Origin of the sequence: Micromonospora salmantinae (assembly GCF_022230905.1) — a bacterium.
GTDB lineage: Bacteria > Actinomycetota > Actinomycetes > Mycobacteriales > Micromonosporaceae > Micromonospora > Micromonospora salmantinae.
In genome coordinates, this window is the sequence record NZ_JAKKFG010000045.1 from 289,124 (window position 1) to 310,256 (window position 21,133).

General features: G+C 71.4%; 22 protein-coding genes, 1 tRNA gene and 1 other RNA gene. 20 read left to right on the plus strand and 4 right to left on the minus strand.

Translation table 11 applies throughout. From position 1 onward, the window contains the following. Positions 1–36: 36 nt before the first annotated feature. The 9 genes from PSH03_RS30225 to PSH03_RS30265 all read left to right on the plus strand — a co-directional run bounded on the left by PSH03_RS30225 (position 37) and on the right by PSH03_RS30265 (position 7,019). Positions 37–552 (plus strand): PadR family transcriptional regulator, encoded by a 516-nt coding sequence (locus PSH03_RS30225; protein ID WP_091393967.1) that lies wholly within the window; start codon positions 37–39, stop codon positions 550–552. 64 nt (positions 553–616) lie between these two features. After that, positions 617–1,738 carry a peptide chain release factor 2 gene (gene prfB / locus PSH03_RS30230; protein ID WP_210784515.1) on the plus strand — a complete coding sequence of 374 codons (1,122 nt, stop codon included), beginning with the start codon at positions 617–619 and terminating at the stop codon, positions 1,736–1,738. A 118-nt stretch (positions 1,739–1,856) separates the two neighbouring features. Beyond that, positions 1,857–2,537, plus strand: a complete 681-nt coding sequence (gene ftsE / locus PSH03_RS30235; protein WP_030331491.1) for a cell division ATP-binding protein FtsE — start codon at positions 1,857–1,859, stop codon at positions 2,535–2,537. Positions 2,538–2,604: 67 nt separating this feature from the next. Further along, positions 2,605–3,480, plus strand: a complete 876-nt coding sequence (gene ftsX / locus PSH03_RS30240; RefSeq protein ID WP_210784516.1) for a permease-like cell division protein FtsX — start codon at positions 2,605–2,607, stop codon at positions 3,478–3,480. A gap of 149 nt (positions 3,481–3,629) precedes the next feature. Next, positions 3,630–4,109, plus strand: a complete 480-nt coding sequence (gene smpB, locus PSH03_RS30245) for an SsrA-binding protein SmpB (RefSeq protein WP_210784517.1) — start codon at positions 3,630–3,632, stop codon at positions 4,107–4,109. Positions 4,110–4,213: 104 nt separating this feature from the next. After that, positions 4,214–4,589, plus strand: a transfer-messenger RNA (tmRNA) gene (gene ssrA / locus PSH03_RS30250). Between the two features lie 69 nt (positions 4,590–4,658). After that, a complete protein-coding gene (locus PSH03_RS30255) occupies positions 4,659–5,336 on the plus strand; it encodes a hypothetical protein (RefSeq protein WP_210784518.1) in 678 nt (225 codons plus the stop codon). A gap of 174 nt (positions 5,337–5,510) precedes the next feature. Continuing rightward, the gene (locus PSH03_RS30260) at positions 5,511–6,020 is read left to right on the plus strand and encodes a hypothetical protein (protein ID WP_210784519.1); all 510 of its coding nucleotides are present in this window, start codon (positions 5,511–5,513) and stop codon (positions 6,018–6,020) included. 45 nt (positions 6,021–6,065) lie between these two features. Further along, positions 6,066–7,019 (plus strand): hypothetical protein, encoded by a 954-nt coding sequence (locus PSH03_RS30265; protein ID WP_238691106.1) that lies wholly within the window; start codon positions 6,066–6,068, stop codon positions 7,017–7,019. A 6-nt stretch (positions 7,020–7,025) separates the two neighbouring features. Here PSH03_RS30265 and mdlC read toward each other — a convergent pair whose 3' ends face one another. Next, on the minus strand, positions 7,026–8,621 hold the full coding sequence (gene mdlC / locus PSH03_RS30270) for a benzoylformate decarboxylase (protein ID WP_210784521.1): 1,596 nt from the start codon (positions 8,619–8,621) through the stop codon (positions 7,026–7,028). A gap of 322 nt (positions 8,622–8,943) precedes the next feature. Here mdlC and PSH03_RS30275 point away from each other — a divergent pair, with 322 nt between their 5' ends. Continuing rightward, positions 8,944–9,534: a YqgE/AlgH family protein gene (locus PSH03_RS30275; protein WP_112582369.1), complete on the plus strand. Its 591-nt coding sequence runs from the start codon at positions 8,944–8,946 to the stop codon at positions 9,532–9,534. 87 nt (positions 9,535–9,621) lie between these two features. Continuing rightward, positions 9,622–9,694: transfer RNA gene (locus PSH03_RS30280), tRNA-Ala, on the plus strand. 66 nt (positions 9,695–9,760) lie between these two features. On the opposite strand, the gene PSH03_RS30285 is transcribed toward PSH03_RS30280, so the two are convergent. Together PSH03_RS30285 and PSH03_RS30290 are read right to left on the minus strand one after the other, a co-directional pair. Then, positions 9,761–10,021: a YciI family protein gene (locus PSH03_RS30285; protein ID WP_238691107.1), complete on the minus strand. Its 261-nt coding sequence runs from the start codon at positions 10,019–10,021 to the stop codon at positions 9,761–9,763. A 133-nt stretch (positions 10,022–10,154) separates the two neighbouring features. Next, on the minus strand, positions 10,155–10,277 hold the full coding sequence (locus PSH03_RS30290) for a 50S ribosomal protein L36 (RefSeq protein ID WP_030490864.1): 123 nt from the start codon (positions 10,275–10,277) through the stop codon (positions 10,155–10,157). 124 nt (positions 10,278–10,401) lie between these two features. On the opposite strand from PSH03_RS30290, the gene PSH03_RS30295 reads away from it, so the two are divergent. Beyond that, positions 10,402–11,340, plus strand: a complete 939-nt coding sequence (locus PSH03_RS30295) for a lytic polysaccharide monooxygenase (RefSeq protein ID WP_238691108.1) — start codon at positions 10,402–10,404, stop codon at positions 11,338–11,340. Positions 11,341–11,368: 28 nt separating this feature from the next. Here PSH03_RS30295 and mgrA read toward each other — a convergent pair whose 3' ends face one another. Then, positions 11,369–12,364, minus strand: coding sequence for an L-glyceraldehyde 3-phosphate reductase (gene mgrA, locus PSH03_RS30300; protein ID WP_238691109.1), 996 nt, complete (start codon positions 12,362–12,364; stop codon positions 11,369–11,371). A gap of 70 nt (positions 12,365–12,434) precedes the next feature. On the opposite strand from mgrA, the gene PSH03_RS30305 reads away from it, so the two are divergent. From PSH03_RS30305 to PSH03_RS30340, 8 genes are all read left to right on the plus strand, one after another. Next, the gene (locus PSH03_RS30305; protein ID WP_238691110.1) at positions 12,435–13,415 is read left to right on the plus strand and encodes an aldo/keto reductase; all 981 of its coding nucleotides are present in this window, start codon (positions 12,435–12,437) and stop codon (positions 13,413–13,415) included. Next, positions 13,412–13,918, plus strand: a complete 507-nt coding sequence (locus PSH03_RS30310; RefSeq protein ID WP_238683507.1) for a hemerythrin domain-containing protein — start codon at positions 13,412–13,414, stop codon at positions 13,916–13,918. Before PSH03_RS30305 ends, PSH03_RS30310 begins: the two co-directional genes overlap by 4 nt. 55 nt (positions 13,919–13,973) lie before the next feature. After that, entirely contained in the window at positions 13,974–15,218 is a 1,245-nt protein-coding gene (locus tag PSH03_RS30315) for a sensor histidine kinase (RefSeq protein WP_238691111.1), read from the plus strand. Beyond that, positions 15,215–15,865: a response regulator transcription factor gene (locus PSH03_RS30320; protein WP_210784528.1), complete on the plus strand. Its 651-nt coding sequence runs from the start codon at positions 15,215–15,217 to the stop codon at positions 15,863–15,865. Before PSH03_RS30315 ends, PSH03_RS30320 begins: the two co-directional genes overlap by 4 nt. A gap of 76 nt (positions 15,866–15,941) precedes the next feature. After that, on the plus strand, positions 15,942–17,018 hold the full coding sequence (locus PSH03_RS30325) for a hypothetical protein (RefSeq protein WP_238691112.1): 1,077 nt from the start codon (positions 15,942–15,944) through the stop codon (positions 17,016–17,018). Between the two features lie 57 nt (positions 17,019–17,075). Continuing rightward, positions 17,076–18,536: a magnesium chelatase ATPase subunit I gene (locus PSH03_RS30330; RefSeq protein ID WP_210784530.1), complete on the plus strand. Its 1,461-nt coding sequence runs from the start codon at positions 17,076–17,078 to the stop codon at positions 18,534–18,536. Between the two features lie 2 nt (positions 18,537–18,538). Then, on the plus strand, positions 18,539–20,488 hold the full coding sequence (locus PSH03_RS30335) for a vWA domain-containing protein (protein WP_238691113.1): 1,950 nt from the start codon (positions 18,539–18,541) through the stop codon (positions 20,486–20,488). Between the two features lie 28 nt (positions 20,489–20,516). Further along, the gene (locus PSH03_RS30340; protein ID WP_238691114.1) at positions 20,517–20,981 is read left to right on the plus strand and encodes a hypothetical protein; all 465 of its coding nucleotides are present in this window, start codon (positions 20,517–20,519) and stop codon (positions 20,979–20,981) included. Positions 20,982–21,133 lie beyond the last annotated feature (152 nt).

The window sequence follows — 21,133 nt, forward strand, 5'->3', positions numbered from 1 at the left end:
TGGACGCCGGGTGCGCAAAGTGGCAGCGTAGTGGGCATGGCGGATTCCGGAGTCAACCCTACGGCGGCGGCCCTGCTCGGCCTCCTCCACGAGGGCCCGATGACAGGCGGTCAGTTGATGGCCGCCGCTGAGCGCCGTCTGGCGCCGTACTGGTCGATGACCCGCAGTCAGGTGTACCGCGAGTTGCCGGTGCTGGCTGAGCGGGGTTTCGTGCGGCTCGGCAAGCCGGGCCCGCGGATGAGTCAGCCCTACGCGCTCACCGCCAGCGGAAAACGAACGTTTTCCCGCTGGCTCGCGGAGAACCCGGGGCGGGACACCATCCGCAACCCGATAGCGCTCCGGATGGCTTTCGGCAACCTGCACTCCGCCAGCCAGCTGAAGGGCCTGTACGCCTCGGCCAACGAATACCACACCGAGGCTCTCGCCCAGGTCCGGGAGCAGGTGAAGAACGCCAAACGGGACGGCGAGACGTACGACGCCAGCGCGCTGGAGTTCGCCGTCGCCTACCACCGGGCGGCCCTGTCGTGGTTGAAGTCCGCCCCCGTCGGGTGACGGTCAGCGGGTTCGCGCATAGGGAACGAGCTGCTCCGCTCCCGGCACAGTACGCTTGTCTGTCGTGACCGCTGCCGATTACGCCGAACAGCTCAAGGAACTCGACGCGACCCTGCGAAACATCGAGGCCGTCCTCAACCTCGACCGGCTCCACGAGGACAAGGCCCGCCTGGAGCAGGAGGCCTCCGCTCCCGACCTGTGGGACGACCAGGCCAAGGCCCAGCAGGTGACCTCGCAGCTGTCGTACGTCAACGGCGAGATCAGCAAGCTGGGCAGCCTGCGCTCCGGCCTCGACGACGCCCAGGTCCTGCTGGAGCTTGCCGAGGCCGAGGCCGACCCGGGTGTGCTGACCGAGGTCGAGTCGGAGATCACCGGGCTGACCAAGGCCATCCAGGAGATGGAGGTCCGCACCCTGCTCTCCGGCGAGTACGACTCGCGGGAGGCGCTGGTCGCCATCCGGGCCGGCGCGGGTGGCGTGGACGCCGCGGACTTCGCCGAGATGCTGCTGCGGATGTACCTGCGCTGGGCGGAGCGACACGGCTACCCGACCGAGGTCTACGAGACCTCGTACGCCGAGGAGGCGGGCCTGAAGTCGGCCACCTTCGCGGTCAAGGTGCCCTACGCGTACGGCACGCTGAGCGTCGAGTCGGGCACGCACCGGCTGGTCCGGATCAGCCCGTTCGACAACCAGGGTCGTCGGCAGACAAGCTTCGCGGGCGTCGAGGTTCTGCCGGTCACCGAGCAGACCGACCACATCGACATCCCGGAGAACGAGGTTCGGGTGGACGTCTACCGCTCCTCCGGGCCGGGTGGGCAGAGCGTCAACACCACCGACTCGGCGGTGCGCCTGACGCACATCCCGACCGGCATCGTGGTGACCTGCCAGAACGAGAAGTCCCAGTTGCAGAACAAGGCCTCCGCGCTGCGGGTGCTCCAGGCCCGACTGCTGGAGCGCAAGCGCCAGGAGGAGCAGGCCAAGCTCGAAGGGCTCAAGGAGAACGCGGCCGGCTCGTGGGGCGACCAGATGCGCTCCTACGTCCTGCACCCGTATCAGATGGTGAAGGATCTCCGAACCGAGCAGGAGACCGGCAATCCGAGCGCGGTCTTCGACGGCGAGTTGGACGGTTTCATCGAGGCGGGCATCCGTTGGCGCAAGCAGCGGCAGATCGCTGGCGACGGTGCGTGACGGTGCGCGGGCGGAGCGCGTCGTCGATCTCCAGGTAGAAGCCTGATTCGACGACTCGTGCCGGATCGGCGGGGCGTGGGGCTTGGCTCAGTTGTTACACCGCGTAGACTCACCACCCGTGATTCAGCTTGAGCAAGTGACGAAGACGTACCCGAAGGCGTCCCGGCCTTCGCTCGACAACGTGTCCGTCTCGATCGAGAAGGGCGAGTTCGTCTTCTTCATCGGTCCATCCGGCTCCGGCAAGTCCACGATCATCAAAATGCTGCTGCACGAGGTGGCCCCCAACAAGGGGCGCGTCGTCGTCAACGGCAAGGACGTCACGTCGATGCGCTCCTGGAAGCGACCCCACTTCCGGCGCTCGATCGGCTGCGTCTTCCAGGACTTCCGGCTGCTGCCCAACCGCACCGCCTACGAAAACGTGGCGTTCGCCCTCGAGGTGATCGGCAAGACGAAGGCGGTTGCCCGCCGGGTCGTGCCGGAGGTGCTGGAGCTGGTCGGGCTCGGTGGCAAGGAGCACCGCTACCCGCACGAGCTCTCCGGTGGTGAGCAGCAGCGGGTCGCCGTCGCCCGGGCGTTCGTGAACCGTCCGCTGATCCTGCTGGCGGACGAGCCCACCGGAAACCTGGACCCGGACACCTCGATTGAGATCATGCGCCTGCTGGACCGGATCAACCGCACCGGCACGACCGTCGTGATGGTCACCCACGACTCCAACATCGTGAACCAGATGCGCCGCCGCGTCGTTGAGATTGAGAGCGGTCGCATCGTGCGTGACCAGGCCCGCGGCGTCTACGGGTGAGCCGGCGCTCCACCCCTGCGCAGCCTGACGACGAACACCTCATGCCGGAGACCCGGAGGAAATCCCGATGCGCGTGAAATACGTCCTGTCCGAGGTACTGGTCGGACTGTGGCGCAACGTGACCATGTCCATCGCGATGATCATCACGATGGCGGTCTCGCTGACCATGCTCGGCGCCAGCGGTCTCATGTACCGCCAGGTCGACGACATGAAGGACCTCTACTACAAGAACATCCAGGTCTCGATCTTCATGGAGCAGGAGGTGAGCGAGCAGCAGCGCACCGACCTGCAGACCAAACTCGACAGCGACCCCCTGGTCAAGGAGGTCATCTACGTCGACAAGGCCCAGGCGTACGAGCGCTTCAAGTCGATGTACCAGGACGCGCCGGACCTGGTCAACGCGGTCAAGCCGGACCAGCTGCCCGAGTCGTTCCGGCTCACACTGAACAACCCGGAGCAGTACAAGAGCGTCTACGACCAGTACAAGGACACTGAGGGTGTCGAGGAGATCGTCGACCAGAGTCGACTGCTCGACAAGATCTTCAACATCCTCACCGCGATCCAGAACATCGCCCTGGCCGCCGCCATCGTGATGGCGGTCGCCGCCCTGCTGCTGGTCGCGAACACCATTCAGGTGGCCGCGTACAGCAAGCGGCGTGAGGTTGCGGTCATGAAGCTGGTCGGCGCGTCCAACTGGTTCATCCAGGCGCCGTTCGTGCTGGAGGCCGTGGTGGCCGGCCTGATCGGTTCACTGCTCGGTCTGGTGGCCCTGGTCGCGGCGAAGTATCTGCTCTTCGACGGGTCGTTGAGCGCGTTGCAGGGCCTGCTCTCGCCGATCACCTGGGGCGACATCCTGTTCATCTTCCCGCTGATGGCTGGCGTCGGTGGTCTGGTCAGCGCGGGCACCGCCTGGATCACCCTGCGCTTCTACCTGCGGGTCTAGGCGCCGTACGGGTCGTCCCGTCGTCTCCCGAGGACCCTCCCGCAGCCGGAAATAAACGGCGCGGGAGGGTCCTTGTCATTCAGGTAGCATGATCGGTTGTCCGGCCGGGGCGAGCCCGGCCGCGGACGCCAGGAGAGGGGGTGGCACCGATGCCACGGGAAAAGGGGCGCAAGGTGGTCGCCTCCAACAAGAAGGCGCGTCACGACTACGCCATCTTCGACACGTACGAGGCGGGCATGGCGCTGACCGGCACCGAGGTCAAGTCGCTGCGGGCCGGGCGAGCGTCACTTGTCGACGCCTTCGCGCAGGAACGTGACGGCGAGTTGTTCCTGCACGCGATGCACATCCCGGAGTACACCCAGGGCACCTGGACCAACCATGAGCCCCGGCGTACCCGCAAGCTGCTGCTCAACCGGGGCGAGATCGACAAGCTCCTCGGCAAGACCCGTGAGGGCGGTTTCACCGTCGTCCCGTTGCAGGTCTACTTCTCGGACGGCTGGGCCAAGGTCGAGATCGCCCTGGCCAAGGGCAAGAAGTCGTACGACAAGCGTCAGGACCTCGCCAAGCGGGACGCGGACCGGGAGATCGCCCGGGTGTCCGGTCGGCGCGGCAAGGGCATGGACGACTAGTTAATCCCGTTTGTCCGGGTCGGCGTGCCGGCCCGGGGCTCGGGATGAAAGCTGTTGCGGCAGGCGTTAGTCTTGTCAGTGCCGCCACATCGGCGGCCTGTCGAGGGGGTGACTGGTTTCGACTTCGTACGCAGCGACAGGGGAAGCGAGCCGAGGAAGCCGACGTCGTCTCGAGAATCGGTCGTCGGAAACTTATAAGCGCCAAGCAAAATCGCGCTGACTTCGCTCTCGCCGCCTGAGGCGAGTAGCTAAGTCTGTCGGCCTGGGAACGCCTTCGTCCCAGTAGCCGGCATCAGCTAGGAGGCTGGCCAATCGGACCCGGTCGCGGGGTCCGTGCGGCGAGATTAATCAGCGACTGGGCCCGTCACACCAACTTGCTCGCGTGAGCGGTGGGGCCGAGTAGAGGCACAGCGAGCTGCGCTCGGAGAAGCCCTGACAAACCGGCGAAGGACCCGGGTTCGATTCCCGGCACCTCCACCACCTCGAACGAAGCGCCCCGGCCCACCAGCCGGGGCGCTTCGTTGTTCGCGGGGTCTTACGCTGCCCCCTGTGACCAACCAGGAGCTGCGCCTGTCGGTCGGCCCGTCGCCCGGCCGGCGCGTCGTGGCGGTGGTGTTCGGCGTCCTGCTCACCGCCGTCGGCGCGGCGTTCGTGGCACTGCCCCTCGTCGCCGACGGGCTGTTGCGCCGACTGACCGGCCCGGGTGACGCGTTCGCCTCCTATGAGGAGGCCCGCGACCTGCCACCGGGGCTGCTGCCGCCCGGGCTACGCGACTCCGCCGACCCGAACCAGTCCGGTCCCAGCCCGTTCGTCGGCCTGTGTGGCCTGCCCTTCGTCCTGCTCGGCCTCTACCTGGTGCTGCGGGTGCTCCGCACGGCCGCCTGGCTGGAGGGCAGCCGGGTGCGGGTACGCGGCGCGCTGCGCACCCGCACCGTCGACCTCGTCACCGCCCGGATCGAGTCCGGCGCGGTGTCGTACCGCGAGGCGGGCGACGACGGTCCGGCCGGCGAACCGCAGGTGCGGGCCATTCTCGCGACCGACCCGGGGAGTGCCCGGAGGGTCACGATCCCGCTGCGCGGCATGGGGCTGCCCGTCCTGCCGCCGTCCGAGCTGCGGGCGCTGGCCGAGGCGATCACGACGGGTCGACCGGGCGACGAGCGGGCCGGCGACGCGCGCGCCGTGGCCGAGCACCTGCGCCGGCTGGCAGAGCGCCCGTCGACCGACTGAGGCTGCCGTCCGTCCCAGGAGGCTCGTGCGGCCCTGGGGGCCTTCACCAGGGTGGCTGGTGGGGTCAGTGGGTTCAACGGGGCAGATGAGACGGTTCAGGGCCCTGGACAGAGCGGGCCGGGCAGCCTCACCATCGCGGTATGGGGTAGCAGCGCCGCCGCGCGGGAGGTGCCAATGGTCACCGGTCCGGTCCAGCAGCCGTCAGTCGTCGCCCGAGGGCGCGTCGCGCATCCGGCGGGGCTCCCCGCCGATCCACATTCCATCGGTCTACCCGGCGCGCCGCGTCCGGCCGGGCTCGCTGGCGACGTGCACGCCCTCGGCCGGGCCGTCGCCGTCGCCAGCACCGAGCCGCGCTGGCGCGAAGAGGTTCTCCTTCGGCTGCGTCCGGTGCGCCGGGGCTTCGCCGAGCACGTCCGGGCCACCGAGGGCCCCACCGGCCTCTACCGGGAGTTGCTCACCCAGTCGCCGCGACTGGACCACGGGGTGCGGCTGCTGACCCGGGAGCACGTGGCGATCGTCGCCGCGATCCTGGCGGTCCAGCAGATCGCCGAGCGGCCCGAGGCGCACCCCGATGAGCTGCGACACCGGGCCGGGCACCTGCTGCGGCGGTTGGCCCGGCATCGGCGGCGCGGCGCCGACCTGCTGTGGGAGGCGTACCAGACGGATCTGGGTGGCGAGACCTGAGCCCCGGTCGGGAACCGGCCGGTCGGCGGAGGCGTCGAACCGTACATGAATCGGCCTGCCCTGCTGCTCGTACTCCCGTTGCTGCTCGTGACGGGCTGTGCCGCGACCGACTCCGGTCCGGCCGGTGGCCCGCCCAGCCCGACGCACGGGACGGAGGCGTTCGACCAGCGGGCCGTTCAGGTCGCCGAGGCGTGGCGGCCCGGCCCCGACTGGCGTACGGGCTACGTGCCGTTGGAGGGGCCGACAGTGCTCACCGGTGACCCGGGCTTCACCCCCGAGACCGAGACGGCGTTCCGGGCCGGGTGGTACCGCGCGCAGGTCGGAATACCGCCCACCCGGGTCGGCGGCGAGATCCAGTTCCCGGACGGACGGTTGAGGCTGCCGTTGGTCAGCGCCGCCGAGGCGTACCGGCAGCTCGACCAGGGTGACCCACTGCCCTGCCCGGGGCGGCCGAAGCAGCCCGGTCGGCCCACCCCCGGCGGCCCCACGGTCGAACCGGGGCCCGACGGGTGGGCCACGAGCAGCACCCAGACCGCCTGTCTCCCGCTCACCGTCACCGCTGTCACGTTCGGCGCCGTGCCGGTGCGTACGAGCCGGGGGGTGGCACAGGTCCCGGCCTGGCTGTTCACCATCAAGGAGCTGGCCACCCCGGTGGTCCGGCTCGCCGTCGCGCCGACGGCGGTCACCCCCGTCCCCGAGCCGACCACGCCGGCCCGGCCGCTGCCGGACGGGTTGGTGGCGGCCCAGAACCTGGCCGCCGTCGACGACGCCCGGCTGACAGTGCGCCTCGGCGTCGGCGCGTGCGACACCGGGATCACGCCCTTGGTGTGGGAACGGCCGGACGTCGTGGTGGTCGGTGGCGGCGTCACCCGGGCCACCGGCGAATGTATCGACCTGCTGAAACTGGAGCCGGTCACCGTAACCCTCGCGGCGCCGCTGGGCAGCCGGCCGGTGCTGGACGTCTTCACCGGTGCCCCGCTGGCGATCGCACCGCGCTGACCCGGCTCAGAGGATGCTGGGCACGTCGGTGCTGATCGGCACCGGCAACACAGTGGGCCGGTCGGCGCGCAGCCCGGCGGAGAGCGCCGCGCCGAGCTGATCGGGGGTCTCCACCACCTGCGTGGCACAGCCGTAGCCGGCCGCGATCGCGACGACGTCCAACCCCGGCAGGTCCAGGCCGGGCACCCCGGGAGTGTGCTTCAGCTCGGCGAACGCCTTGAGGATCGCGTACTGCTGGTTGACCGGGACGACGACCACCACCGGCAGTGCCAGGCGCGCGGCCGTCCAGAGCGCCTGCACCGAATAGTGGAAGGAGCCGTCGCCGATCACCGCCACCACCGGGCGGCCGCGCCCGGTGTCCCGCTCGGCCAGTGCGATGCCGACCGCCGCCGGCAGGCCGTAGCCGAGGCCGCCGCTGGCCATCGTGAAGTACGACGCCGGGCGGGTGATCCGTAGCTGACGACGCAGCGCGGACAGATTGGACGGTGACTCCTGGACCAGCACGCCGTCGGTCGGCCAGTGTGCGGCCAGCGCGGCGAACAGGGCGTCGGCGCTCAGCGGGGTGCCGACCTCCGGCGGTGGCAGTGCGTCCCGTCGCGTCGGTGCCGGTCGGCCGCTCGGCGGCACCCCTTCGACCAGCGCGGCCAGGGCCAGCCCCGGGTCGCTGAGCAGGCTGTCACCGACCGGCGCTCGCGCGGCCTCGTCGGGGTCGTCGGTGATGTGCAGCAGTCGGGCGCCGTCGGGCAGGTGCCCGCCCGGCACGTACGGGTAGTAGCGGAACACCGGGGCGCCGACGACCAGCACCGTGTCGTGCCCGCGCAGCGCCTCGGCGAGCGGACCGATCGCGTACGGCAGCACGCCGCGAAAGTGCGGGTGGTCCTCGGGGAACACCGCCCGCTCGGTGGCGGGAGCCGACCAGACCGGCGCGGCGAGCCGCTCCGCCAGCGCGACAGCGGTCGACCAACTCGCGGAGCGGTCCACCCCCGGCCCGTACACGAGGGCCGGGTTGCGGCTGCCGGCCAGCACCCGGACGAACTCCTCCAACCGCTGGGGGTCCGGCGCGAACCGGGTGGCCACCGTTCGCGGCGCGGGCGGCGGGTCGGCTGGCTGGGCCCAGTCGTCCATCGGCAGGGAGAGGAAGACCGGCCCGGCCGGTGGCTGCACCGCAGTCGCGTACGCCCGCAGCATCGCCGCGGGGATGTCCTGCGCGCGGGCCGGCTCGTAGGCCCACTTCACGTAGGGCTGCGGAAGCTCGGTGGGTCGGCGGCTGGCCAGCCGGGGTTCCAGGAGCAGCATCTCCCGGGTCTGCTGGCCGGCGGTGACGATCAGCGGGGTCTTGTTGTGCCAGGCGGTGACCAGGTTGCCCATGCCGTTGCCGGTGCCCGGGGCGGTGTGCAGGTTGACGTGGGCGGGCACTCCGCTGGCCTGGGCGTAGCCGTCGGCCATCGCGACGGCCGTCGCCTCGTGCAGCGCGTGGACGTAGTGGAAGTCGGCGGGGAAGTCCTGGAGGAACGGCTCCTCGGTGGAGCCGGGGTTGCCGAAGACAGTGGTCATGCCGAGGGTGCGGAGCACGTCGTACGTCGCGTCCCGGACAGTTGCCATCGCCACCCGCCTCCGTCTCGCGGGCAGGGGCAACCGCGTTCGCCCTCCCGATCAGCCGAATCTATCGGGATGTGACGGACGTTTCGGGCGTTTCTCGGCCGCCGGTGGTCCCGATCGGTCGATCACCGGGAGGTCCGCCGTCGGGTGCCTCGGCCCTTCGTCTTAACTGTCCGATCACCCGCCGGTCAGACCTTAGCCAGCACCCAGCACGCAGGCTATGGTGCCAGGCATGGCGTTGACAGGGCGGCTGAACCCGATGCGGTGGGCGGATCCGGTCGATGACCGGCGCCCGGCGCGGGCTCACGGTTGACGGGTGTGTGGCATGCAGGGAGAGGGCCAGGCGATCGGCGGACGAGCGATGGAGTCGATGACCGGGCGGCTGCTGGTCGCGACTCCGGCGCTCAAGGACCCGAACTTCGACCGTACGGTCGTGCTGCTGGTCGCCCACGAGCCGGGCGGCGCGCTCGGTGTGGTGCTGAACCGGGCCACCGAGGTGCCGGTGGCCGAGGTGCTCGGTGACTGGAGTGACCTGGCCCGCCACCCGGCGGTGCTCTTCGAGGGTGGCCCGGTGCAGCCCGACTCGGCCATCTGCCTCGCCCGGATGCGGCACCCCATGCGCCGGGTGAAGGGCTTCCACCAGGTTTCCGGGGCGGTCGGCACTATCGACCTCTCGGTCGACCCGGAGCGGCTGCGGGAGAGCATCGGCGGCATCCGGGTCTTCGCCGGCTACTCCGGCTGGGGCAGCGGCCAGTTGGAGCAGGAGATCGCCGACGGGTCCTGGTTCGTGCTGGACGGGCTCCCCGGGGACGCCTTCGTCGACCGGCCCGACGACCTGTGGCCGATGGTGCTGCGCCGGCAGGGCGGGATGATGGCCGCCGTCGCGCACTTCCCGCCGGACGTGGCGCTCAACTGACCCGGCCGGCGGGGGACCCCGCGAGATGACCATGCGGGCCGGTCTGTGTATAGTTTCCCAGTGCCCGGGCGACCGGGACGACAGCAAGGGGCCGTGGCGCAGCTGGTAGCGCACCACACTGGCAGTGTGGGGGTCAGGGGTTCGAGTCCCCTCGGCTCCACCCTTGAGAAACGCCCTGGTCGGGACAATCCGACCAGGGCGTTTTGCTGCGCCGTCGAAGCCGCGGCTACCGAACGATCGGTGACCACTCCCGCTGACTGGCGATCGTCACTCCGGGGGTGCGGTAATAGGGGTCCTCGGCGACGACAGCGGCGAACGCTTCGGCGTCCGGGACGTCGAAGATCAGCAGTGCTCCGGAGTCGTCGGCGAACGGCCCGGCCATGACCAGACGGCCCTCCTGGCGCAGGGCCTGGAGACGCTCCCGGTGCGCCGGTCGGGCGGCGAGCCGGTCGGGTTCGTCGCCGAAGGACAGCTCCAAGATGAACACCGGTTCCTCCTCATCGGGGGCGATCTTTCGAAGCACCCTAGTCGATCCGCCGGACTGCCCCAGCACACGCAAAACGCCCCGACCGGATGACCCGGTCAGGGCGTTGGCGATTGGATGTCCGGTAAGGGCTGAGTCAGCCCTGACGGCTCTTCCACTGCGGGTTGGCGCGATTCACCACGACCACCCGGCCGCGACGGCGGACCACCACCGAACCCGGCTTCTGCTTCAGTGCACGCAACGAGCTACGTACCTTCATGTCTGCCTCCTCGGTGCAAGCGGTTCCGAGTATCGAAACGCCACACCCACCCGCAGGATTCCCGGCCGGTCAGCGTCGAACCTTTGCCGTCTCCCGGCCGTACCAGTGGGCGGAGGTCATCCTCATGCCCGTACGCCGGCTCCTCGCCACGGTGCTGGTCGCTGCCGCGACAGTGCCCCTGGCCGCCACGCCCGCCGCCGCCCACGGCGCCCCGACCGACCCGATCAGTCGCGCGGCGGCCTGTGGCCCCGAGGGCCGGTACGCGGCCACCAGCGCCTGCCGGGCGGCGGTCAAGGCCGGCGCGGCGGTCCGCGAATGGGACAACGTGCGAGTTTACACGATCAACGGGCGAGATCGGGAACGGATTCCGGACGGTGAGCTGTGCAGCGGCGGACTGTCCGCGTACCGGGGACTGGACCTGCCCCGTACCGACTGGCCCAGCACCACGCTGACCACCGGCGCGACGTTCACCTTCCGGTACCGGACCACCATTGAGCACCGGGGCACCTTCCGGCTCTACGTCACCACGCCGGCCTACGACCCCCGTAAGAAGCTGACCTGGGCGGATCTGGAGTCGCGCCCGTTTCTGACGCTGACCGACCCGCCGGTGCGGGCCGGGGCGTACCAGTTGGCGGGCCGGCTGCCGGCGGGCCGCAGCGGGCGACACCTGATCTACACGATCTGGCAGAACTCCAACACGCCGGACACCTACTACTCCTGCTCGGACGTGGTGTTCCGTGGCGCCAAGGCCACCGGTGCCGCGGCCACCGGCACCCCGGCGAAGGTCGGCGCGACGAAGAGCGCGGCGGCTGCTCCGCGTACCGCAGCGAGTGGGCCGGCCGTCACCGAGACGGCGGTGGCGGCGGCGGCCGACCCGGGCGTGCCGGTGGCGTCGGTGACCAACCTCGGCGGCCGGTGGCCGGTGCTGGCCGGCGCCGCCGCCGTGCTGGTCCTGGCGCTGCTGCTGATCGGTGCCGGACGGCGACGTCGCAGCGCCGCCGCACCGGTGGGCCGGCAGTGCGAGGTGCGCAACCACCGGGCCGGGCGGCGCCGGATCTGGTGATCCGACCCGCCCGGGGACCCGACGGGGTTCAGCCCAGGTGGCGCTCCATCTCGGTCAACTCGTCGGCCGTGAAGTCGAGGTTGTCCAGCGCGGCGATGTTCGTCTCCAACTGCTCGACGCTGCTCGCCCCGATGATCAGGCTGGTCATCCGCGGGTCACGCAGCGCCCAGGCCAACGCGAGCTGAGCGAGGGACTGGCCGCGCCGCTCGGCGACCGCGCCGAGCCCACGGATGGTGGCCATCTTCTCGTCGCTGAGGTCGCTCTCGTTGAGGAAGACGCTGGTGCGAACCCGCGAGTCGGCCGGAATGCCGCCCAGGTAACGGTCGGTCAGCAGGCCCTGGGCCAGCGGGCTGTACGCGATGCAGCCCGCACCGACCTGCTCCAGCGTGTCGAGCAGGCCGTCGGACTCGGTCCAGCGGTTGAGCATCGAGTACGACGGCTGGTTGATCAGCAGCGGCGTACCCAGCTCACGCAGGATGGCGGCGGCGCGCGTGGTCTGCTCCGAGTTGTAGTTCGAGATGCCGACGTAGAGCGCCTTGCCGGAGCGGACGATGGCGTCGAGCGCCCCCATCGTCTCCTCGAGGGGGGTGTCCGGGTCGAACCGGTGCGAGTAGAAGATGTCGACGTAGTCCAGCCCCATCCGGCCCAGCGACTGGTCCAGCGACGAGATCAGGTTCTTGCGCGAGCCCCACTCGCCGTACGGGCCGGGCCACATCAGGTACCCGGCCTTGCTGGAGATGACCAGCTCGTCCCGGTACGGCTTCAGGTCGGTGGCGAGCATCCGGCCGAAGTTCTCCTCCGCCGAACCGGGCGGCGGGCCGTAGTTGTTGGCCAGGTCGAAGTGGGTGACACCCAGGTCGAAGGCGCGGCGGACGATGTCGCGCTGCCGTTCGAACGGGCGGTCCGGACCGAAGTTGTGCCACAGCCCGAGCGAGACGGCAGGCAGCCGCAGGCCACTGCGTCCGCTGCGCCGGTAGGTCATGGTGTCGTAGCGGTCATCCGCGGCGAGGTAAGTCACGATCATGAGCCTAGCTCCGGCCCAGCGTGGTGCGGATCGGGCGTGGAAACCGGGACATCGGGGTAGTTTCGACGCCATGCGTTTCATTGCGCTCGACACCCCCAAACCGCTGTCCAAGATCGGGTTGGGCACCTGGCAGTTCGGCTCCCGGGAATGGGGGTACGGCCCGGACTTCGAGCGGCAGGCGGCGCAGATCGTCCGGCGGGCCGTCGAGCTGGGCGTGACGGTCTTCGACAGCGCGGAGGTCTACGGCTTCGGGCGCAGCGAACGCATCCTCGGCGCGGCCCTCGGCGACGACCGGCCGAAGGTCGTGATCGCCAGCAAGATCCTGCCGGTCCTGCCGGTGGCCGCCGTGGTGCAGCAGCGGGCTGTCGCCTCGGCGGCCCGGCTCGGCGTCACCAGCATCGACCTCTACCAGGTGCACCAGCCCAACCCGCTGGTCGCCGACCACACCACGATGCGCGGCATGCGGACCCTGCAGGACGTCGGGCTGGTCGGCGAGGTCGGCGTGAGCAACTACGGGCTGCGCCGCTGGCAGGTCGCCGAAGCGGCACTCGGCCGGCGGGTGCTCAGCAACCAGGTCCGCTACAGCATGCTGGACCGCGCACCCGAGCAGGACCTGCTGCCGTACGCGCGGCAGGCCGGTCGGGTGGTCATCGCGTACAGCCCGCTGGCGCAGGGCTTCCTCTCCGGCCGCTACGACGCCAAGAACCCGCCGACCGGCGCGGTCCGGCGCGCCAACCCGTACTTCCTGCCGGAGAACCTGGAGCGCGGCGCGGCCCTGATCGACACAGTGCGCCAGGTCGCCGACGCCCACGACGCCACCCCCAGCCAGATCGCGCTGGCCTACCTGCTGCGCCACCCGAACGTGCTCGCCATCCCCGGGGCGTCCGGGGTCGAGCAGATGGAACGCAACGCCGCCGCCGCCGACATCGACCTCGCCGACGACGAGTACGCGGCGCTGGCCGAGGCGGCGAAACGCTTCCGCCCGATCACCGGACTCGCCGCGATGCCGGCGATGCTGCGTGCCCGGTTCGGCAAACCAACCGGAAAGTGAGCACAGTGGACGACATCACCGCGCTGATCCTGGACGACCACGCCGCCTTCCGGCGTGGCTTCGCCCGCCTCGACGACGCCCGAGACGAGCAGGAGATGCTCGCCATCTGGGACGCCCTCGCCCTGCACCTGGACATCCACGCCGAGGCGGAAGAGGCGATCCTCTACCCGCACCTGGTCAAGCACGGCGACGACGGCGAGGACGAGACCGCCGACGCGATCGGCGACCACAACAAGATCCGTGACGCCATCGCCGAGGCGAAACTGCACCCGGTCGGCTCGGATCAGTGGTGGGAGGCGGTCGGCAACGCCCGCCGGGAGAACAGCGAACACCTCGCCGAAGAGGAGGACGAGGCGCTGCCCGACTTCCGCCGGCACGCCAGCACCGAACTCCGCGCCGAGCTGGGCCAACGCTGGCTGACCTTCTACGGCGAGCACAAGAACGGCCGCAACCTCCCGTTCCGCGACAAGGACCCGCAGCAGTACGTCGCCGACCACCGCTGAGATCTCCCCGGCACGGGGGAGTCGCCGAGACCCGTCCGGGCCGCAGAATGACGAGGTGAACCCCCGAGCGGCGCTGGCCCCGCTGGTCGCCGGCAGCACCTGGCGACGCGGCGTGTTCCTGCTGCTCGGCGGCGTGCTGGCGCTGCCGTACGGGCTGCTCGCGGTGACCTTCGCCCAACTGCTCGCCGACTCGGCGATCCCGCGCCCACTGGTCTACGCCCTGCTGGTCATCGCCGTACTGATCGCCGTGGTCCCGTTGCTGCTGGACGGCAGCCGGGCCCTGGAGATCGCCGCCGTCCGGGCGCTGCTCGGTGTCGACCTGCCCGAACCCGCGCCCGGACACCACGGCGACCGGGACACCCGGCTGCGCAGCGCGCTCTGGATCGCCACCCACCTCATCATCGGGGCGCTGGTGATGATCGCGCTGTTCAGCGCCCTGCCGATGGCGCTGGCGTTCATCGCCCAGCAGTTCGGCGTCGGCACCGAGCTGACCAGCCGGGAACAGTTCGGGCCATTGGACGGGCAGGACAGCGGCTGGCTGACAGTGACCGGGGTGCTCCTGCTGGTCGGCCTCGGCTACGCCGTCGCCGGGCTCGGCGCGCTCGCCGGATCCATGGCACCCGTGCTGCTCGGGCCGGCCCAGGCGGAGCGGATCGCCGCCCTCGAAGCACGAGCCGCCCGGCTCGCCGAACGCAACCGGCTGGCCCGGGAACTGCACGACTCGGTCGGTCACGCGCTGACAGTGGCCACCCTCCAGGCCGGAGCCGCCCGCGAGGTCCTCGACACCGACCCCGAATTCGTCCGACGAGCGCTCACCGCCATCGAGGACGTCGGACGGACCGCGATGGACGACCTCGACCACGTACTCGGGCTGCTTCGGGAGAACGGACGCGATCGGCCCGTGGTGGCGCCGCAGCGTACCCTCGCCGACCTGGACCGGTTGGTCACCGACGCCCGCGCGGCCGGCCTGACCGTGCACGCGCAACGCGCCGGCGACCCGGCCCGGGTGCCCGCTGTGGTCTCCCGGGAGGGTTACCGAATCGTCCAGGAAGGACTGACCAACGCGGCCAGGCACGGCCACGGGCCGGTGACGGTACGCCTGGACCTGCACAGCGACGCGCTGGAGTTGGAGCTGGTCAACGCGGTGCGCCACCCCGACCGGGCCCAGCGGGGGCGGGGCGGTCGAGGACTGGACGGCATGCGGGAGCGGGTGCTGCTGCTCGGCGGCCGGCTCACAGTGGGCCCCGACGGCGACCGGTGGCTGATCCGGGCCCGCCTGCCGTACGAGGAGACGACATGACCACCGGAGTGCTGATCGTCGACGACGACGAGCTGATCCGGGTGGGGCTGCGAGCCATCATCGACGCCCAACCCGACCTGCACGTGCTCGCCGAGGCCGCCGACGGCGCCGAGGTGCCGCCGCTGGTCGCCCGGCACCGGCCCGACGTGGTGCTGATGGACGTGCGGATGCCCGGCATCGACGGCATCCAGGCCACCCGGCACCTGCTGGCCACCTCCGCCGACCCGCCCCGGGTGCTGGTGGTCACCACCTTCGCCAACGACGAGTACGTCTACGAGGCGCTGCGCGCCGGCGCCTCGGGGTTCCTGCTCAAACGGGCCCGGCCCGCCGAGGTGGTGGAGGCGGTCCGGGTGGTCGCGGCCGGTGAGTCACTGCTCTTCCCGGCCGCGATCCGCCAACTGGTCGGCGCGTACGGGCCGACGGGTGGCGACCGGTTGACCGCCGCCCGGCTCACCGAACGCGAGGCCGAGGTGCTGCGGTTGATGACCACCGGCCGGTCCAACCCGGAGATCGCCGCGCACCTCGTGGTCGGGGTGGAGACGGTCAAGACGCACGTCGGCAACGTGCTGGCCAAGCTGGGCGTCCGCGACCGTACGCAGGCGGTCATCGCCGCGTACGAGTCCGGCTTCGTCACCCCGTCGGGCTGATCGGTCCCTCAACGGGGGGAGTGGGTTCACCGCTAGCCGGGAGGGAATCCGGCGGCTGTCCGTCGAGGCTGAGAGCATGACAACGATCACTGCCTCCCCACCCCGTACCGACTCCCGCTGGCCGGACCGGCTGGCCCCACTGGCCGCCGGTTGGCTCGGCCTGTGGGGCGTGCTCGCCCTGCTCGGCACCCTCACCGGCGCCGGCTACCCGTTCGGCCCGAACGACCCCCACGGCGGCGACGTCAGCCTGCTCCGCCTGGTGCCGGTGGAGGTGGCTACCCCGCTCCTCGCCGGCGTGCTGCTCACCGCCGCGGTGGCGGCCCTGGCGATGAGTCGCCCGGCGGCGCGCCCACCCGGCCCGCTGCGGGCGCTGCTCGCCGGCTACGGCTGGGCGGTCGCGTTCGTGCTCGTCCTGGTCGTGCCGGACGTCCGGGTGCTGGTCGTCCTCGGCTACCTGCCGATACTGATCGTCGGGGCGCCGTTCGGGTGGCCGCCGGTCGACTACGCCGACATCTTCAACTGGGCGCTGTTCGGCCGGTTCGCGGCGCTGGCCGGCGGGCTGCTGCTGGTCGGGGCGGTGCTCGCCTGGCAGCGCCGTACCGCCGGGGCCTGCGTCGGCTGCGGCCGCGCCGACACCGGCCAGCGGTGGACCACCCCGGCCGCCGCCAGCCGCTGGGGCCGGTGGGCAGTGGGCATCGCCGCGGCCATCCCGTTCACGTACGCGTTGACCCGGTTCGCCTGGGCGGCCGGCATCCCGCTCGGCATCTCCCGGAAGTTCCTCACCGAGATGCAGGACACCGGGCTGGTCTGGGCCGGGTTCGGGCTGGCCGCCTTCGCCACCGCCGGCGCGATCCTCACCCTCGGCCTGGTGCAACGTTGGGGCGAGCGGTTCCCGCGCTGGATGCTCGGCCTCGCCGGCCGTCGGGTGCCGGTGAAGCTGGCCGTGGTGCCGGCCACCCTGGTCGCCATCTCCGTGACCGCGGCCTCGCTGGGGCTGCTCAGCAACCCGAAGTTCTGGGAACTCACCGGCGGGCTCAGCATCACCGGGGCGCCGATGATGCTCTGGCCGGTGTGGGGCGTGGCGCTCGGCACTGCAACCTACGCGTACCACCTGCGCCGCCGCGGCACCTGCCGGCGTTGCGACCGGGGCTGAGGGTGGTGGCCAGGGGTGCCCCCGATGCCCGGGGCACCCCTGCGAATGTGAGCTAGCGTGGGTCGGGTGACTGCGCCTACCCCGGTAATCCCGGTTCCACCGGCCGACCTGCCCGGCACGCTCGGCGCGCTACGGGCGGCCGGTCACCAGTACCGCACCGTCAAGCAGGAACTCCGCGACAACCTCCTCGCCCGGATGCGCTCCGGCGAGACCCGATTCCCCGGCATCGTCGGCTACGACGACAGCGTGCTGCCCGAGGTCGAGCGGGCCCTGCTCGCCGGGCACGACATGGTGCTGCTCGGCGAGCGCGGCCAGGGCAAGACCCGGCTGATCCGCTCACTGGGCGCGTTGCTCGACGAGTGGACCCCCGTTCTGCCCGGCTCGGTGCTCAACGAGCACCCGATGCACCCGCTCACCCCGGCGTCCCGCGCCCAGGTCGCCGAGGCCGGTGACGACCTGCCGATCGGCTGGCTGCACCGCTCGATGCGGTACGGCGAGAAGTTGGCCACCCCGGACACCAGCGTCGGCGACCTGATCGGCGACGTCGACCCGATCCGCATCGCCCAGGGTCGTACCCTCGGTGACCCGGAGACCATCCACTTCGGGTTGGTGCCGCGCACCAACCGGGGCATCTTCGCCGTCAACGAGCTGCCCGACCTGGCCGAGCGGATCCAGGTGGCGCTGCTCAACGTGCTGGAGGAGCGGGACATCCAGGTTCGCGGCTACCAGCTGCGCCTGCCACTGGACCTGCTCCTGGTGGCCAGCGCCAACCCGGAGGACTACACCAACCGGGGCCGGATCATCACCCCCCTCAAGGACCGGTTCGGCGCGGAGATCCGCACCCACTACCCGGTCGACCTGGAGTTGGAGCTGGCGCTGATCCGCCAGGAGGCCGACCTGGTCGCCGAGGTGCCGGAGCACGTGCTGGAGGTGCTGGCCCGTTTCGCCCGCGCCGTCCGGGAGTCGCCGTCGGTGGACCCGCGCTCCGGTGTCTCCGCCCGATTCGCCATCGCCGCCGCCGAGACGGTCGCCGGTGCCGCGCTGCGTCGCGCCGGTCTGCTCGCCGCCTCCGACACCCCGGACGGACGCCCCGAGGCCGCCGTTGCCCGCGTCGGCGACGCGGTGTCGGTGACCAGCACGCTGCGCGGCAAGGTCGAGTTCGAGAGCGGCGAGGAGGGCCGGGAGATCGAGATCCTCGCGCACCTGCTGCGTACCGCGACCGCCGAGACGTTCCGGGCCCACCTGGCCGGGCTGGACCTGTCCGGGTTCACCGCCCTGGTCGAGGACGGCGCCGCGATCGAGACCGGCGAGTTGGTCAGCGCCACCGAGCTGCTACGCCAGGTCGGCACCGTACCCGGGTTGGCGAAGGTCCTGGACCGGCTCGACCTGGGCGACGCGCCCACTTCCGAGGAGGCCGCTGCCGCCGTCGAGTTCGTGCTGGAAGGGCTGCACCTGACCCGCCGGCTCGGCAAGGACGTCACCGACTCGGGGCGCACCGTCTACGGCGGCCGGGGCTGACAGTGGCCGGCAACCGGTTCCGTTACGGGCAGTGGAACGGCGGGCCCGACCCGCTCGCACCCCCGTACGACGTGCGTGAGGCGGTGGACGCGGTCGGTGCCGAGGTGCTGGCCGGCGGCAGCCTGCGGGAGGCGCTGCGTGACCTGCTGCGCCGTGGCCCACAGGGACGGGGTGGCCTGGACGACCTGGCCGCCCGGGCACGGCGGCTGCGCCGGGAGGCGCTGCGCAGGGGCGACCTGGACGGGGCGGTGACCCGGGCCCAGGCCCTGCTCGACCAGGCGCTCGCCGCCGAGCGGGACGAGCTGCGGGGTCGCGACGACGACGCCGCGCGGTTCGCCGAGGCGGTGCTGGACAATCTGCCGCGCTCGACGGCGCGGGCCGTGGAGGAGCTGTCCGGCTACCAGTGGGCCAGCGACGACGCCCGCCGCTCGTACCAGCAGATCCTCGACCAACTCCGCGACGACGTGCTCGGCCAGCGCTTCGCCGGGCTGCGCGACGCGGTGCGCGCCTCCGCCGACCCGGCCGCCCAGCAGCGGCTCGCCGAGATGATGGGCGACCTGAACGACCTGCTCGCCCGGCACGGTCGCGCGGAGGACACCACCGACGCGTTCGCCGAGTTCATGCGCCGACATGGCGACTTCTTCCCGGAGAAGCCGGAGAACGTCGACGAGTTGATCGACGTGCTGGCCCGCCGGGCGGCGGCCGGTGAGCGGCTGATGAACTCGCTCTCCGAGCGGCAGCGCGCCGAGCTGGCCGGCCTCATGCAGCAGTCGCTCGGCGACCGCCTCGCGGGGGAGTTGTCAGCGCTCGACGCGAACCTGCGGGCGCTGCGACCCGATTTGCGCTGGGGGCGAGGTGAGCGGGTCCGCGGCGACCAGCCGCTGGACTACGCCGACGCGGCCGGCGCGCTGGGTGAGATCGGCGACCTGGACGACCTGCTGGACCAGCTCGACCAGGAACCGGGGGCGACCCTCGACGACGTGGACGTCGACGCGGTGGCGCGCACGCTGGGCCGGGACGCGGCCGACGACGTTCGCCGGCTGCGCGATCTGGAGCGGGAACTGCGCCACCAGGGTTGGGTCAGCCGGGACGCGGATGGGCTCACACTGAGCCCGAAGGCGCTGCGCCGGCTCGGCGGGACCGCCCTGCGGCAGGTTTTCGCGGAGCTGACCGCCGGGCCGCGCGGCCAGCACGATTTGCGCTCGGCCGGTGCGGCGGGCGAGGTCAGCGGCGCGTCCAGGCCCTGGCAGTACGGCGATGAGCAACCGTTGGACGTGGTCCGGACGTTGACCCGGGCGGTCAGTCGGGCCGGGCCGACGGTCCCGGTGCAGCTCTCGGTGGACGACTTCGAGGTGGTGGAGACCGAGAGGCGTGCCTCGGCCGCTGTGGTGCTCTGCGTCGACCTGTCGTACTCGATGATCTCTCAGGGGCGTTGGGGGCCGATGAAGCAGACGGCGCTGGCGCTGGCACACCTGATGGAGACGCGTTTCCCGCAGGACGCCCTGCAGATCGTGGGCTTCGGCCGGGAGGCGATGACGCTCACCCAGCAGGAGTTGGCGGCCGTGGAGCCGGACATGGAGCAGGGCACCAACCTCCAGCACGCGCTGCGGTTGGCGGGCCGGCACCTGCGCCGGCACCCGGACGCCGAGCCGATCGTCCTGGTGGTCACCGACGGCGAGCCGACCGCGCACCTGGACCCGGACGACGGGGAGGCGCTGTTCCACTGGCCGCCGCTTCCGGAGACGATCGAGGCGACGGTCCGCGAGGTGGACCGGTTGAGCCGCTACGGCGCCACGCTCAACCTGTTCATGCTCGGCGACGACCCGGGCCTGCGGCGCTTCGTCGACGCGGTGGCCCGCCGCAGCCGGGGCCGCATGTTCACGCCGGACACCGACGACCTGGGCGAGTACGTGGTCAGCGACTACCTCCGCTCCCGCCAATCCCGCCGCTAACTCCCGCCGTGGCGGGTTGACTGGGGGGATGGAGAGCGGGGGATTGCGGCGGGCCTACGGTGCCCTGTTCGCGGAGGTCGACGCAGGCGGGTTCGGTCCGGCTCCGGAGGGGCAGCTCAGTGCCGAGCAGATCGTCGCGCATCTGGTCGCCAACGACGAGCTGATGATCCAGGCCACCGAGGCGTTGCTGGCCGGGTCGCCGTTCGCCTACTACGAGCTGGCGGAGGACATGCACCGCCCGCAGCTCGACGCGCTCGCCGCCGAGCAGGGTGGTCTGCGTGGCCTGACCGCCCTGCTGCACGGCACCAGCGACCGGTTGTGCGGGCTGGTCGACCAGCTCGGCCTGGCAGCGGAGACCCCGGTCGAGACGCACCTCCGCGAGGGCTTCGACCTCGTCGTCGACGAGCCACTGCCCTGGTCCCGCACCCTGGACCTGCACACCCGGGTGCACCTGCCGAAGCACCAGTCCCAGTTACACCTGCTCCGCCCGTAAGCCGACCCCCTGAGCCCCAGCCCCAGCCCTCGCCCCAGCCCCAGCCCTCGTCGATCTTGCACTTCCTGTCCCGACAAAATGGACCTAAGTTACTTTTCGGCAACCCAAAGTGCAAGATCGACGAGAGCGATGGCTTGGGCGGGGCGGGGGGG